15 protein-coding genes are annotated in these 14,182 nt (G+C 68.9%); 5 read left to right on the top strand and 10 right to left on the bottom strand.

Annotated features, from left to right (window positions below; all coding sequences use genetic code 11):
- Positions 1–7: 7 nt before the first annotated feature.
- Positions 8–679 (top strand): fumarylacetoacetate hydrolase family protein, encoded by a 672-nt coding sequence (locus OXR60_RS00230; RefSeq protein ID WP_267392910.1) that lies wholly within the window; start codon positions 8–10, stop codon positions 677–679.
- Positions 680–779: 100 nt separating this feature from the next.
- On the opposite strand, the gene OXR60_RS00225 is transcribed toward OXR60_RS00230, so the two are convergent.
- From OXR60_RS00225 to OXR60_RS00205, 5 genes are all read right to left on the bottom strand, one after another.
- Positions 780–1,259, bottom strand: a complete 480-nt coding sequence (locus OXR60_RS00225; RefSeq protein WP_267392908.1) for a glutathione peroxidase — start codon at positions 1,257–1,259, stop codon at positions 780–782.
- Positions 1,256–1,843: a GNAT family protein gene (locus OXR60_RS00220; protein WP_267392906.1), complete on the bottom strand. Its 588-nt coding sequence runs from the start codon at positions 1,841–1,843 to the stop codon at positions 1,256–1,258. Before OXR60_RS00220 ends, OXR60_RS00225 begins: the two co-directional genes overlap by 4 nt.
- On the bottom strand, positions 1,840–2,514 hold the full coding sequence (locus tag OXR60_RS00215; RefSeq protein ID WP_267392905.1) for an ABC transporter ATP-binding protein: 675 nt from the start codon (positions 2,512–2,514) through the stop codon (positions 1,840–1,842). Before OXR60_RS00215 ends, OXR60_RS00220 begins: the two co-directional genes overlap by 4 nt.
- On the bottom strand, positions 2,507–3,751 hold the full coding sequence (locus tag OXR60_RS00210) for a lipoprotein-releasing ABC transporter permease subunit (RefSeq protein ID WP_267392904.1): 1,245 nt from the start codon (positions 3,749–3,751) through the stop codon (positions 2,507–2,509). The genes OXR60_RS00215 and OXR60_RS00210 overlap by 8 nt, the downstream gene beginning before the upstream one ends.
- 443 nt (positions 3,752–4,194) lie before the next feature.
- The gene (locus tag OXR60_RS00205; protein WP_267392902.1) at positions 4,195–6,660 is read right to left on the bottom strand and encodes a TonB-dependent receptor; all 2,466 of its coding nucleotides are present in this window, start codon (positions 6,658–6,660) and stop codon (positions 4,195–4,197) included.
- Positions 6,661–6,905: 245 nt separating this feature from the next.
- On the opposite strand from OXR60_RS00205, the gene OXR60_RS00200 reads away from it, so the two are divergent.
- The gene (locus OXR60_RS00200) at positions 6,906–7,385 is read left to right on the top strand and encodes an Hsp20 family protein (RefSeq protein WP_267392900.1); all 480 of its coding nucleotides are present in this window, start codon (positions 6,906–6,908) and stop codon (positions 7,383–7,385) included.
- A gap of 72 nt (positions 7,386–7,457) precedes the next feature.
- Here the strand turns inward: OXR60_RS00200 and cobU are convergent, their stop codons facing one another.
- On the bottom strand, positions 7,458–7,988 hold the full coding sequence (gene cobU, locus OXR60_RS00195) for a bifunctional adenosylcobinamide kinase/adenosylcobinamide-phosphate guanylyltransferase (protein WP_267392898.1): 531 nt from the start codon (positions 7,986–7,988) through the stop codon (positions 7,458–7,460).
- A gap of 67 nt (positions 7,989–8,055) precedes the next feature.
- Between cobU and OXR60_RS00190 the strand changes: the two genes are divergently transcribed.
- Genes OXR60_RS00190 through OXR60_RS00180 form a run of 3 tightly spaced genes read left to right on the top strand, consistent with a single transcriptional unit; the run spans position 8,056 to position 11,451 of the window.
- The gene (locus OXR60_RS00190) at positions 8,056–9,060 is read left to right on the top strand and encodes an aminotransferase class I/II-fold pyridoxal phosphate-dependent enzyme (RefSeq protein WP_346015413.1); all 1,005 of its coding nucleotides are present in this window, start codon (positions 8,056–8,058) and stop codon (positions 9,058–9,060) included.
- On the top strand, positions 9,053–9,991 hold the full coding sequence (gene cbiB / locus OXR60_RS00185) for an adenosylcobinamide-phosphate synthase CbiB (RefSeq protein ID WP_267393566.1): 939 nt from the start codon (positions 9,053–9,055) through the stop codon (positions 9,989–9,991). The genes OXR60_RS00190 and cbiB overlap by 8 nt, the downstream gene beginning before the upstream one ends.
- Positions 9,979–11,451 carry a cobyric acid synthase gene (locus OXR60_RS00180; RefSeq protein ID WP_267392896.1) on the top strand — a complete coding sequence of 491 codons (1,473 nt, stop codon included), beginning with the start codon at positions 9,979–9,981 and terminating at the stop codon, positions 11,449–11,451. Before cbiB ends, OXR60_RS00180 begins: the two co-directional genes overlap by 13 nt.
- On the opposite strand, the gene cobS is transcribed toward OXR60_RS00180, so the two are convergent.
- Genes cobS through OXR60_RS00160 form a run of 4 tightly spaced genes read right to left on the bottom strand, consistent with a single transcriptional unit; the run spans position 11,419 to position 14,115 of the window.
- Entirely contained in the window at positions 11,419–12,135 is a 717-nt protein-coding gene (gene cobS / locus OXR60_RS00175; RefSeq protein WP_267392894.1) for an adenosylcobinamide-GDP ribazoletransferase, read from the bottom strand. The two genes, OXR60_RS00180 and cobS, sit on opposite strands and share 33 nt — an antisense overlap.
- Positions 12,132–12,701, bottom strand: coding sequence for a histidine phosphatase family protein (locus OXR60_RS00170; RefSeq protein ID WP_267392892.1), 570 nt, complete (start codon positions 12,699–12,701; stop codon positions 12,132–12,134). The genes cobS and OXR60_RS00170 overlap by 4 nt, the downstream gene beginning before the upstream one ends.
- The gene (cobT, locus tag OXR60_RS00165; RefSeq protein WP_267392890.1) at positions 12,698–13,711 is read right to left on the bottom strand and encodes a nicotinate-nucleotide--dimethylbenzimidazole phosphoribosyltransferase; all 1,014 of its coding nucleotides are present in this window, start codon (positions 13,709–13,711) and stop codon (positions 12,698–12,700) included. Before cobT ends, OXR60_RS00170 begins: the two co-directional genes overlap by 4 nt.
- Positions 13,708–14,115, bottom strand: coding sequence for a DUF1636 domain-containing protein (locus OXR60_RS00160; RefSeq protein ID WP_267392888.1), 408 nt, complete (start codon positions 14,113–14,115; stop codon positions 13,708–13,710). Before OXR60_RS00160 ends, cobT begins: the two co-directional genes overlap by 4 nt.
- Positions 14,116–14,182: the final 67 nt, after the last annotated feature.

Raw genomic sequence — 14,182 nt, 5'->3', positions numbered from 1 at the left:
GCGCGCCATGGACCTGCCCACCGTCACGATTTCCACCATTGCCATCGCCGGCGGCGACGAGCGCTTCCCGGTCCGCCGCATCTTCTGCGTCGGGCAGAATTACGCCGACCACGCCCGCGAGATGGGCGGCGACCCGACCCGCAACCCGCCATTCTTCTTCGCCAAGCCCGCCGATGCGGTGGTCGCGAGCGGATCGACGATCCCGTTTCCAACCATGACCGAGGACCTCCACCACGAGATCGAGCTGGTGGTGGCCCTGGGCACCGGCGGCAGCGACATTGCCGCGGGTGACGCCATGGCGGCGATCTACGGTTATGCCGCGGGAATCGATCTTACCCGCCGCGATCTCCAGGCGGTGGCCAAGAAGGCCGGTCGGCCGTGGGATCTCGCCAAGGGCTTCGACCGCTCCGCCCCGATCGGCGCGATCACCCGCGGCGCACCGCCCGAAGCCGGCGCAATCCAGCTGAGCATCGACGGGTCGGAGCGCCAGTCGGGCGATCTCGACCAGATGACCTGGAGCGTCGCCGAGATCATCGCCACCCTGTCGACCTATGTCGCGCTCGCGCCGGGAGACCTGATCTTCACCGGGACCCCGGCGGGGGTGGGACCGGTGTTGCGCGGCCAGACGCTGCGCGGCGAAGTGCCGGGTGCCGAGCCGGTCGAGGTGAGCTTTAGCTGAGTGGCCCTCAGCATAAGCGGCAGCCGCTAGCGGCCCCTCCCCCGCGCTTTGCGGCCATGCCTACGCGCGCCGGAATGACGTCGATCGGGAGGCTGGCGGTCTAGAGCAGCGCCTCGATATCGCGGGTGATCGCCTCGGGCTTGGTGGCCGGGCCATAGCGGCGGACGATCGTGCCCTGACGATCGACCAGGAACTTGGTGAAGTTCCACTTGATCGCCTTGCTGCCGAGCAGCCCGGGCGCCGCGGTCTTGAGGCGCACGAACAGCGGATCGGCCCCGGCACCGTTGACATCGACCTTGGCGAACAGCGGAAAGGTGACATCGTAGGTCAGCGAGCAGAAGGACGCGATCTCGGCGGCGTCGCCGGGCTCCTGCGCGCCGAACTGGTTGCACGGGAAGGCGAGCACCGAGAAGCCGCGCGGTCCCAGCTGGCGCTGCAGCGCCTCCAGCCCTTCATATTGCGGGGTGAAGCCGCATTGCGACGCGGTGTTGACGATCAGCAGCACCTGCCCTGCCCAGCGCTCCAGCGGCACCCGCTCGCCGTCGGCGGCGGCGACCGAGATGTCGGCGATACTGCTCATCCATGCCGCGCCAGCAGGAAGTGAAGGTTCTGGCGAACCCCCGGCCATTCGCGGTCGAGGATGCTGTACACCACCGAATCGCGCAATCGGCCGTCGACGATCTGGTGCCCGCGCAGCACGCCGTCCCGCTTCGCGCCGAGCCGCTCAATCGCCGTCTGGCTGCGCTTGTTGAGCAGATCGGTGCGGATCTGCACGCACTGGCAGCCGAGCTGGTCAAAGGCATGGGACAGCAGCAGCAGCTTGGCCTCGGTGTTGACCCCAGTGCGCTGGACTGCCCTGGCATAGAAGGTGCCGCCGATCTCCAGCCGCCGATGCTTCTCGTTCATCCGCATCAGCCGGGTGGTGCCGACCACCTGCCCTGCCGGATCCGCTACCGCGAACAAGCGCACGCGGCCATGCGCCTGCTCGGCAAAGCTCGCGTCCATCCAGCGCGACGAATCCTTGAGCTGGGCGACATTGGCGTAGAAGGTGTCCCACAGATCACCGGCACGCGCGACCTCGACCAGCGCCGCCTCGTCGCTGCGATCGAGCGGGCGCAAGGTGACGTGACGACCGACCAAGGTCGGCGTCTCGCTCCAGCTCACTGCAGCACGCCTTCGTGGAGGCGGACCACGCGGTCCATCTTCTGCGCCAGCCGCTCATTGTGGGTCGCGACCAGCGCCGCCGATCCTTCCTCGCGGACGAGGCGGAGGAATTCGGCGAGCACGACATCGGCGGTATGCTCGTCGAGATTGCCGGTCGGCTCGTCGGCGAGCACCAGCGCCGGGCGATTGGCCAGCGCCCGGGCGACGGCGACGCGCTGCTGCTCGCCACCCGACAGCTGGCTCGGGCGATGGGTCAGGCGGTGGCCGAGGCCGAGCGCGGTCAGCAGCGACGCGGCGCGCTCGTCGGCGGGCTTGCGCTCGGCGCCATGGACGAGCTGCGGCAGCACGACATTCTCGACCGCGTTGAAATCGGGTAGCAGGTGATGGAACTGGTAGACGAACCCCAGGCGGTCGCGGCGCATGATCGTGCGGCCGTGCGCGCTGAGGCTTGCGGCTTCCTCGCCGCCGATCCGGATCGAGCCCTCGAACCCGCCTTCGAGCAGCCCGACCGCCTGGAGCAGGGTCGACTTGCCCGAGCCGGACGGGCCGACCAGCGCGACGATCTCGCCCGGCGCGACCGCGAGGTCCACGCCACGCAGCACGTGGATCACCTCGCCGCCCTGGACGAAGTTGCGGGTCAGCCCGCGGGTCTGGAGGACGGCGTCATTCATAGCGGAGCACCTGGACCGGATCGGTGCTCGCCGCCTTCCACGCCGGGTACAGCGTGGCGAGGAAGCTGAAGACCAGCGCCATCGCGGTGATGACGATGATCTCGACCGGATCGGGCTTGGAGGGCAGATCGGTCAGGTAGCGGATCGAGGGATCCCACAGATTCTGGCCGGTGACGAACTGGACGAAGTTGATCACGCCCTGCCGATAGAAGAGGAACAGGAAGCCGAGGCCAAGGCCCGCGACGGTGCCGAGCGCGCCGATCGTGGTGCCCACGACCATGAAGATCCGCATTAGGCCGCCGCGGGTCGCGCCCATCGTCCGCAGGATCGCGATGTCGCGGGTCTTGGCGCGCACCAGCATGATTAGCGACGAGAGGATGTTGAACACCGCGACGAGGATGATGATTGACAGCACGGTGAACATCGCCACCCGCTCCACCGCGAGCGCCTCGAACAATTGTGCGTTCATCTGCTGCCAATCCTGGATAATCGCATTGCCGCCGAGCTTTTCGCCGAGCGGCGCCAGGATCTGGCGGACCCTGTCGGCATTGTTGGTCTGCACCTCGACCATCGCCACCGCGTCGCCGAGGAACAGCAGGGTCTGCGCATCCTGGATCGGCATGATCACATAGGCTTTGTCATAGTCGTAGACGCCGATCTCGAAAATTGCCGAGACGGTGTAGCTCACATAACGTGGCACGGTGCCGAACGGCGAAGCGGCCCCCTGCGGGTTGATGATCGTGATCTCGCTGCCGACCTGCGCGCCCAGCGCCTCGGCAAGCCGCGATCCGATCGCGATCCGGCCGCTACCGGGAGTGATCGGCGCCAGCGACCCCATCACCAGCTTGTCGCCCACCGCGGCGCGGAAGTCTGGCACGGTCATGCCGCGCACCAGAATGCCCTCGGATCGGCCGTTGTAGGTGGAGAACAACGGCTGTTCGATCAGCGGTATCGCGGAGGTCACGCCCGGCGTCCGCTTTGCTTCGGCAACAATTTCCCGCCAGTCGGGCAACCGATTGCCTGCGCCCTGGATGACGGCATGGCCGTTGAGCCCGACGATCTTGTCGAACAGTTCGGCGCGGAAGCCGTTCATCACGCTCATCACGATGACCAGCGCGGCGACGCCGAGCATCACCGCGACCAGCGAGATGGAGGCGACCAGGAAGATGAAGGCCTCCCCCTTGCCCGGCAGCAGATAGCGGCGGGCGATCATCCGTTCATAGCGTGAGAGGATCATGCCGCCGGCTCTAGGAGAGCGAGCGGCGGCGCGCAAATGGATGTTGCGGATTCGACACAGGGTGACGGCAATCGTTTTGCCGGTGCCACATCCCCGGTGACAAGGCGCGCCATCGTGCCTAGCAGATACTCATCTGAGACACAGGCAATGGCCGTGGTTCGGGGAAATTGCCAAGGGTCACTGCAGCGACACCGCGCGGACCGGCGGCAAGAAGGGGGCTGACGAGTTTACTCGTCACGCAGGCACCCGGATCGGTAACGGTCCGGGTGTTTGCCGTTGGAGGGCGCTGCGCCTTCTACCAGCAACGACAATCATCCTTCGCGCCCTCACATCGTCACCCCAACGTACGCTGGGGTCTTCGGCGGCTCCTGCCCCGCTTCATCACCACGAGATCCCAGCTTTCGCTGGGATGACGATCGGTTGAAGGCGATGCCCCCCCCCCCTCAGAAAGATTTCGAGATGGTGAACCCATAAGTCCGCGGGTCACCCGGCTGGCCAACGATCAGACCAGTGCTGCCAGACTGGGTGGACAGCAACTCGAAATAATTCTGGTCGAAGGCGTTACGCACCCAGCCGAACAGGTTGAGATCCCCCTTGCGATAACCTGCACGCACATTGGAGAGCGAATAGCCGTCGATCCAGGTGTAGGCAGAGGGCGACGGGTTGGACGAGAAACGCGAGCGGTAGTTGCCGTCATAACCGACATAGACTTCGGCTCCTGCGCCGCCGACCGGGACGTTATACTCGGCGCCGTAGGAGAAGGACCATTTCGAGATGCCGGGCAGCCGCTGCCCCGATATGTCACAATAAGGCAGGCTGTTGCCGGGCGTGCCTGCCGCCGCGGGCGTGCCGACGATCTGGCCGTTGACCACCGGCAGCGCGGTGCCGCCGGTCAACTCGGGCGCGCACGGCGCGTTGACGAATTTGCGATAGGTGGCATCGGTATAGCTGCCGCTCGAATAGACGTTGAAGCGCTTGCTCGGGCGCAGGGTCGCATCGAACTCGAAGCCGCGCGAGCGGACCTTGTCGGCATTGGCAAGATAGCCGCGGATCACGTTGATCGCATTGTTGTTCACCGTCGCCTGGTAATCGCCGACCTCCGTCCAATAGGCCGCGGCGTTGACGGTGAGGCGGCGGTCGAGGAACTGGGTTTTCAGCCCGATCTCGAAATGATCGACCGTCTCGGGCTTCACCGTCTGGGTGGAGAGATCGACGCCGGTGCTGGTGGAGTTGAGCGGCAGGCCGGAGAGGTTGATCCCGCCCGATTTGAAGCTCTTCGCATAAGTGGCATATTCGTGAATGTCGGGGGTGATGTCGTAGGAGACGGTGAAGTCGCCCGAGACATTCCAGTCGCTGAACCGCGGGCTGTAGCGCTGCGGCGCGAGCGTGTTGATCTGGTTCTGGAAGGTCGTGCGCGCGGCACCGGCCGGCCTTGCCGCGAGCAGCGCGGCGACGTTGTCCGCGGTCGCGATGAAATCATACTGGCTGTTGTGGATGCTGACGATCGACTCGTAGAAGCCTGACTTCTTGTCGTAATTAACGCGCAGGCCGGGCTGCAGGTGCAGCCGGTCGGTCAGCGCCCAGTTGAGCTTGCCAAATACTGCGAAGCTGGTGTTGTCGAAGCTGATCGTGTTGGTCGATGTGAGGCCGTTGAGGACGTTGGGGTTGAGCGCGTCGGCGCCCGACAGCAGGAAGCGGCTCGCCGCCGAACCCTGGACCTGCGATCCCTGGGTATCGATGGTCTGGTGGAAATAGAAGGCGCCGACGGTGTAATCGAGCTTGTTCGCGCCGTTCGAGGCGAGGCGGATCTCCTGCGAGACCTGCTTTTGCTGCGAGGGATTTTGCGACACGGTGGTGATCGGCAGGCCGATGAAGTCGCGATCGTTCTGCGGCTGCCAATCCCAATAACGCCAGGCACTGACCGAGGTCAGCGTCGCCGGGCCGAGATCCCAATTGGCAACCAGCGAGGCGCCGCCGATCTCCTGTCGCGAGTTGATCCCGGCGTCGAGATCGGTAACCCGGTCAAACGGATCGGTGCTCGGCGGCGCATAGCCGAACGCCGCCGCGAGCGCGGCATATTGCCGCGCCAGCGGCCGCTGAGTGGCGCCCACCCGAGCGTAATATTGCACGCAGCACAGGGGGTTCTGGACGTTGAAATCGCCCGACAGGGTGAGATCGAGCGCGTCGGTCGCCTTCCACAGCAATTGCCCGCGCAGGCCGAGGTTCTTCTGGCGGTGGAGGTTCTCGTCCGAGGCGACATCGTAGATCGTGCCCTTGCGCGACGTCGTCGAGCTGGACAGGCGGATCGCGAGCTTGTCGGTGAGCGGCCCGGATATCGAGCCCTTGGCCTGATAGAAATCGTAATTGCCGCCGCTCACCTCGACGCGTGCCTCGGGCTCGAAGCTCGGTGCACGGGTGGTGATGTTGATCGCGCCGGCCGTGGTGTTCTTGCCGTAGAGCGTGCCCTGCGGTCCGCGCAGCACTTCGACCCGGTCGACGTCGACGAAGTCGAAGGTCGAGGCGCCGATCCGGCCGATGTAGACGCCATCGACGTAGAAGCCGACACCCTGCTCGATGCCGTCGTTGGTGAGGCCGAACGGCGCGCCGAGGCCGCGGATGTTGATCGCCGAATTGCGCGGGTTGCTCGAATAGAATTGCAGCGACGGCAGTTGCTGCTGGAGCCGGTTGACGGTGAACGCGCCGGTGTTGCTGATCTCCTCGCCGCCGATCACCGACATCGCGATCGGCACGTCCTGGACACGCTCCTCGCGGCGGCGCGCGGTGACGACAATGTCGCCCGTGCGCGGGGCGGGCGTAGCGTCGTCGGCAGCGGGTGGCGGCGGCGAGGTCTGATCGGCCGGCGCGGCGGCGGCCTGGCCGGCAAGCAACAAAGCGAGCGTCAACGACATGCGGGTCTCCCTGAACCTCTATTATGCCGCCTAAACTCCACTAGAACGGTGGATGATCAATGCAGAAGAAGCATCGCGGCGCGAAGCCCGCCTATCCGGCGGCGGCAACCACACATGTTGCGCCTCTTGAACCCGTGGCGGGACGCCCCAAATTCCGGTCACGCGGCGCCGTCATGGGCCGCGTGGCAGCACCGCGCAGCAGCGGGTGCAGCCCTGACGTCAACTCGCTCAGATGAGGAATTGATATGCGACTCGACCTTACCCCCTATCGCCGCTCGACCATCGGCTTTGACCGGCTGTTCGACATGCTCGAGACCAATGCGCAGCGCGCCTCGGCCGAGAATTATCCCCCTTTCAATCTCGAGCGTCTCGCCGACGATCGCTACCGCATCACCCTGGCGGTGGCGGGCTTCACCCGCGACGAGATCGAGATCACCGCGCAGCAGAACCTGCTGCTCGTCGCCGGCAAGAAGGACGACAAGGCGCAAGGGCAGAGCTTCCTTCACGTCGGCATCGCCAACCGCAGCTTCGAGCGCCGCTTCGAACTCGCCGACTTCGTGTTCGTCGATGATGCGCGGCTGAACGATGGCCTGCTCGTGATCGATCTGGTCCGCGAAGTGCCCGAGGCGATGAAGCCCAAGAGCATCGCGATCAAGACCGGTGCGCCGCTCGCCGCGGTCGAGCAGGGCATCGCGCAGCCTGCCGACCAGGCCGAGGCTGCCTAACCAGCTCGGCGCCCTTGCTACTCCCTAGGGGCGCCGCGGGGCGTCCGGACCGACGGGTCCGGGCGCCTTTTTCTATTTGAGCCGCAGCGGCAGCCCAGCGGCGATGAAGTCGACCCGGTCGACCGCCGCGGCGACGCGCTGGTTGATCGTGCCCGCCCAGTCACGGAACCGGCGCGCCAGTGCGTTGTCGGGAACGATGCCGAGCCCCACCTCATTGGCGACCAGCACCACCCGCGCGGTGCTCGCGCTAATGGCGGCGACGAGATCGTCGATCGCCATGGGGTCATCCGCCTCGGCGAGCAGCAGGTTCGAGGCCCAGAGCGTGAGACAGTCGACGAGCAGCACCGCGTCCGCCCCGTCCGCCTTGCGGATCGCCGCGGCCAGCGCCTCCGGTGCCTCGATCGTCGTCCAGCGCGCGTCGCGATCGGCCTGGTGACGGGCGATGCGGTCGTGCATCTCGCCGTCGAACGCCTGGGCGGTGGCGATGAACACGAGGGGGGCGCCATCCGCAACCCAGGCCTCCGCCAGCGCCTGGGCATGGCGGCTCTTGCCCGAGCGCGCGCCGCCCAGCACCAGCAGGGTGCGCGTGTCGTCGTCAGCCATGATCCCGTCTCCCCTTGTGTGGCGCCGCGCGAGCGCTGATGGAGGCGCGGTGATGCGAAGTCGAGAGGTGAGCGGGGCAGATGTGGACGGGCTGATGGTGCACGGCGGCCGGCTGGACGAAGCGGGCCGGCGCTTCCCCGCCGCCCCCCTGCCCTGGCTGGACCTGTCGACCGGAATCAATCCTTGGCCGTGGGACGGCGCGACCGCTGCGATCGACCTGCGGCGTCTGCCCAGCCCCGACGAGCTGGCGGCGCTGGAGCGCGCGGCGGCGGAGTCTTTCGGTGTAGGCAGCACGGCCATCGCGGCACTACCGGGATCGGAGATCGGGTTGCGCCTGCTCGCGCCAGCCGGCGTGCCGGCGCCCTATCACGTCGTGGCCCCGGGGTACCGGACCCATGCCGAAGCCCTGCCGGGCGCACGGGCGATTACGCCAGCCGAGCTCGATGCGGCAGCCGAGACCGGCGGTACCATCCTGCTTGCCAACCCCAACAACCCCGACGGCAGAACTATCGCGCCGGAGCGACTGCTCGCGCTCGCCGCGACGCTCGCAACCCGCGGCGGCTGGCTGGTGATCGACGAAGCCTTCGCCGATGCGGCGCCTCCCTGCAGCATCCTGCCCCATCTGCACGGCGACGAGCCGGTGGTGGTGATGCGATCGTTCGGCAAGTTCTTCGGGCTGGCCGGCGTCAGGCTGGGGTTCGCCTGTGGGCACCCGACAATGGTCGAGGCGATCCGGGCAAGGCTTGGCAGCTGGCCGATCTCCGCGACGGCGATCGCGGTCGGCACCGCCGCCTATCGTGACCGCGCCTGGGCGGCCACGATGCGCGCCGGGCTGGTCGACGCCGTCGCGGGGCTGGACGCAATGCTTCATTCGCATGGGTTCGATCCGGTCGGCGACAGCCCCCTGTTCCGGCTGATCGCCACCGACGATGCCGCGACGCTGTTCATGCGGCTGGCCAGCGCCGGCATTCTCACCCGCCGGTTCGATTATGCCTCCGGCTGGCTGCGGCTCGGGCTGCCCGACGGCCCGGCTGCGCTCGCCCGGCTCGACGCGGCGCTGCGCGATTCCTGAGCCCGTCGCCTTGGTGGCGCTGGCGCTCGACGCGGCGATCGGCTGGCCGCCGGCGGTATATGCGCGGATCGGCCATCCCGTCGGCGGTGTTGCCCGCGCGATCGGCTGGTGCGAGCGGCGATGGAACGATCCGGCGCGATCCGATCGCGCGCGCCGCCTCGCCGGCGTCGCGACCATCGCGATCGTCGCCGGCGGTGCAGCGGCGCTCGCCGGGTTGGCGGCGGCGGCGGCGCACGCGCTGCTCGGTGTGCATGGCTGGATCGTCGTCGCCTTGCTCGCGGCCCCCGGCCTCGCGCAGCGCAGCCTCGACGATCACGTCCGCCCGGTCGCCGCGGCGCTGGAGCGGGACGATCTCGCCACCGCGCGCGAGCGGGTCGGCTGGATCGTCGGCCGCGACACCGCGACGCTCGACCGCCCCGGCGTGGCCCGCGCCGCGATCGAGAGCCTGGCGGAGAGCTTCTGCGACGGCATCGCCGCACCCCTGTTTTGGCTGTTGCTGCTCGGGCTGCCGGGGCTGTGGACCTATAAGGCGATCAATACCGCGGACAGCCTGATCGGCCACAAGGAACCGCGCTGGCGCGCGTTCGGCTGGGCGGCGGCGCGGATCGACGATGGCGCCAACTGGCTGCCGGCGCGGCTTGGCGCGGTGATCCTGTGCCTCGCTGGCGCCGGCGGCTGGCGGACGATGTGGGCCGACGCGCGGCGCCATGCCTCGCCCAATGCCGGCTGGACCGAGGCGGCCATGGCCGGCGCGCTCGGCGTTCGCCTCGCCGGGCCGATCGCCTATGACGGCGTGATGGTGGACAAGCCCTGGATCGGCGAGGGCCGGATGGATGCAGGCCCGCGCGACATCCGCCGCGGCTTGCGGATCTACCGCACCGCCTGCGCGCTGCTGTGGCTGGCGGCGGGAGGAATCGCATGGGTGGCGTGATGCTGCAGGGCACCGGCTCGGATGTCGGCAAGTCGGTGCTGGTCGCCGGCCTGTGCCGCGCGCTCGCCAATCGCGGCTTGAACGTACGCCCGTTCAAGCCGCAGAACATGTCCAACAACGCCGCGGTCACCGCCGATGGCGGCGAGATCGGCCGCGCCCAGGCGACCCAGGCGATCGCCGCCCGCGTGCCCGCCAGCGTCGACATGAACCCGGTGCTGCTGAAACCACAGGGCGACCGCAGCTCGCAGCTGGTGGTCCATGGCAAGGTACGCGGCGTGCTCAAGGCGTCGGAATGGCGCCGCGGCCGCGAAGGGCTGCTCGACGACGTGCTCGCCAGCTACCGCCGGCTGGAAGCCGAGGCCGACATCGTCGTCGTCGAGGGAGCGGGCTCGCCCGCTGAGATCAACCTGCGCGCCAGCGACATCGCCAACATGGGCTTCGCCCGTGCGGCGGGGGTGCCGGTGGTGCTGATCGGCGACATCGATCGCGGCGGCGTCATCGCCTCGCTCGTCGGCACCAAAGCGGTGATCGATCCGGCCGACGCGGCGATGATCCATGGCTTCATGGTCAACAAGTTCCGCGGCGATCCAGCCCTGTTCGACGATGGCTATCGCATAATCGAGGCACGCACCGGCTGGCGCGGCTTTGGCGTCGTGCCGTGGTTGACGGACGCGGCGCGGCTGCCGAGCGAGGATGCGGTGGTGTTGCAGCGCTCGGTCACCCGCGGCGAGGGACGCGCGGTGATCGCCTGCCCGATCACCGCGCATATCGCCAATTTCGACGATCTCGATCCGTTGCGGCTGGAGCCATCGGTGGAACTGGTAATGGTGCGACCGGGCGAGCCGATCCCCGCCGAGACGGCGCTGATCGTGATCGCCGGATCGAAGGCGACGATCGCCGACCTCGCCTTCTTCCGTAAGCAGGGCTGGGACATCGACGTGCTCGCCCACCATCGCCAGGGCAAGCCGGTGCTCGGCCTGTGCGGCGGTTACCAGATGCTCGGCCAAACCCTCGCGGATCCCGACGGGGTGGAAGGCCCGGCCGGCACCGTCGCCGGGCTCGGGCTGCTCGCCGTCGATACGGTGCTGACCGGCAGCAAGGCGCTGGTCGCGGTGAGCGGCACCGCCGGCGGCGCCCCGTTCAACGGCTATGAGATGCACATGGGGCGGACCACCGGCCCCGACACCGCGCGTGCCGCCGCCGTGTTCGCCGATGGCCGCACCGACGGCGCGGTCAGCGCCAACCGGCTGGTGACCGGCAGCTACGTCCATGGCCTGCTCGGCGACGCGCGCCAGCGCGCGACGTGGCTGGCCCGGATCGGCGCGGCGGCGAGCGGCCCGGATCAGGGCGTCGCGGTCGACGCGGCACTCGACAGCATCGCCGACATGCTCGAGCGCCATGTCGACGTCGATGGCCTGATCGCGCTGTCAGCGATGGGCGGCAATCGCCAGCGCGAGTAGCAGCCCGGTTTCGACCAGTTCGATACCCGCGCCATGCGCATCGCCGGTGACGCCCCCGAGCCGCGCCCGCAGCCACCAGCCCCAGCCGCCGATCAGCACCGGTGTCGCGAGTAGTGCCGGTGCGATCGCGGCGGCGGCCGCGCAGAGCAGCGTCCAGCCGATCAGGTCGCGGCGGCGGACCGCGCCGGCGACCAACGTCGCCAGCCCGCCGACCTTGAGCGGCGGCAGCCATGCCGACCAGGCGAGCGGGCCGATCCGCGCGGCGAACGGCACCAGCATCAGCGGCCACCAGCCGAGCGGGGCGGCGGCGTGGAGCAGCACCAATTTGGCGATCAGTTGCAGCGCCAGCGCGGTCGCGCCGAAGCTGCCGACATGCGGATCAGCCATGACCGCGAGCAGCCGCTCCCTGTTGCCGTGCGCGGCGCCGAGGCCGTCGGCAAGATCCGCGAGGCCATCGAGATGCAACGCGCCGGTGATCGCGACCCAGCCGGCGAGGGCGGCAAGCGCGCCGGTCCAGGGATCGATCAACGCGCCGAGCCAGGCAGCCCCGGCGATGATCACGCCGATGATCAGGCCGACCAGGGGATAGAGGCGGATCGCCGCGGCGAAGTCGTCGGTGTCGGCGGCGACCTGCGGCAGCGGCAAACGGGTGAGGAAGCCCATAGCGACGACCAGCCGCTTCACGGCCTCAGCGCCACGATCTGCGCAGCCGGCGCGTCGCCGCGCCAGAGGCGGAGCGAGACCAGGCAGCCATAGGGCAGGTCGAACGCCCACAATTGATCGCGCGCGAAGCCGCAGCTCACCGCCAGCGCCGCGCGGATCGCCCCGGCATGGGTGACGACCAAGGTGCCGTCCGCGATCTCCGCCAAAGCCGCGCCGACCCGCATGGTGAGTGCCGACCAGCGCTCGCCGCCGGGGGGCGGGTCCCGATCGGGATCGGCCCAGAAGGCGCCGAGCGCGCCCTGATCGACCTCGCTGGCGCGGTGGCCGTCCCAGGCGCCGAAATCGAGTTCGCGCCAGCGCGGGTCAGGCCAAAGCGGTAGCTGCCGGTCGTCCCCGATCGCCCGGGCGCAGTCGGCCGCGCGCCGGAGATCGGAGCTGATGATCCCGGCGATGCCGACCACGCCGGCCGCCGCGCGGCATTCGGCGATACCGTCAGCGGTGACGTCGCAATCGGTATGGCCGAGCAGCCGCCCGGTCAGCGCCGGCGTTCCGTGGCGCATCAGGTGGATCGTCACCGGCTGGTTCACGCGGTCGAGACGCCTGCCTCGGCAAAGGTCGCCATGCCGTTGTGCGCGGCGAGCGCGGCGCGGACGATCCCGGCGGCGAGCGCGGCGCCGCTGCCCTCGCCGAGCCGCATGTCGAAGCCGAGCAGCGGCGCCAGCCCAAGCCGATCGAGCAGCCGGCGGTGGCCGGGCTCGGCCGAGCAATGGCCGGCGAGGCAATGGTCCACGATGGCGGGCGACGAAGCGGCAAGCGGTGCTACCGCCGAGCAGCAGATGAAGCCGTCGAGGATCACCGGCACGCCAGCCTGGCGGGCAGCGAGCACCGCACCGGCGATCGCGGCGATCTCGCGGCCGCCGAGGCGGCGCAGTGTGTCGAAGGCGCCATCGGCGACGCCGCCGTGCAGTGCCAGTCCCGCGTCGATCACCGCGACCTTGTTGGCGAAGGCATTACCCACGACGCCGGTGCCGGGACCAGCCCAATCGCGGGCATCGCCGCCGAAGCTCGCCGCGCACAGCGCCGCGGCGGGCGTCGAATTACCGATCCCCATCTCACCGAGCACCAGCAGGTCCAGGCCTGGTTCGACTACCGCCGCACCTGCGTTGATCGCCGTCAGGCATTCCGCCTCGGTCATCGCCGGTGCGACCGTGAAGTCGGCGGTGAGGCTATCGAGCTCGATCGCAACGACCTGCAGCTCCAGCCCCGCAGCCCCGGCGAGCGCGTTGATCGCCGCCCCGCCGCGCTCGAAGTTGCGCACCATCTCCGCCGTGACTGCCGGCGGGAAGGCGCTCACCCCGCGTGTGGCGACGCCGTGGTTGCCGGCGAAGATCACCGCGCGGCCCCGGTCGAGCTGCGGCCGCGCGCGGCGCTGCCAGCCGGCCATGAACAAGGCGAGGTCTTCCAGCCGACCAAGCGAACCCGGCGGCTTGGTCAGCTCGGCCTGCCGGGCTGCCGCGGCGGCGCGCGCGCCGTCGTCGATGCCGGGGAGCGCGGCCAGCGCCGCCTCGACCGCCGCCGGGCTGTCGAAGCGGATCATTCGACCACGAACCCTGGCGGCGGCGTGCGGGTGATGAAATGTCCCTTCACCCCAGCCGGCCATTGCTTGAACGGCACCTGCCCCATCTCGCTGCCGGCATAGAGCACAGCATAATCGAGGATCGCGCGCGCCGATTCCTCATCGGGCGCGAACCGGCCCATGACGTAGCCGACCTTGTCCGGCGCGCGCAGGTGCACCGTGCAGAAGTCGGCGCAGGCGAACAGGCACGGCATCTCCTGCACCGCGACTGCGGCATAGGCTGGATCGGACGCCTGCACCTCACGGAGTGCCGCCACCAGCCGCGCGCCTCCGCGCCGGCCCTCGGCGTCGTCACGGGCGTCAGCGGAAAGGCGGCAGGTGTTGCAGGCGACCACGGCTGGGCCGGACTCGACGGGCTTCAGCATGAGCCGCTGCCATCGGCAGGCGTCGCCGTGCAGGCTTTCAGTTCGTCGGTCATCGCATCACTTCCAC

The organism is Sphingomonas sp. GC_Shp_5 (assembly GCF_026540855.1).
GTDB lineage: Bacteria > Pseudomonadota > Alphaproteobacteria > Sphingomonadales > Sphingomonadaceae > Sphingomonas.
Note: the sequence above shows the minus strand (reverse complement) of the source record. Positions and strands in the feature narration are given on the sequence as shown.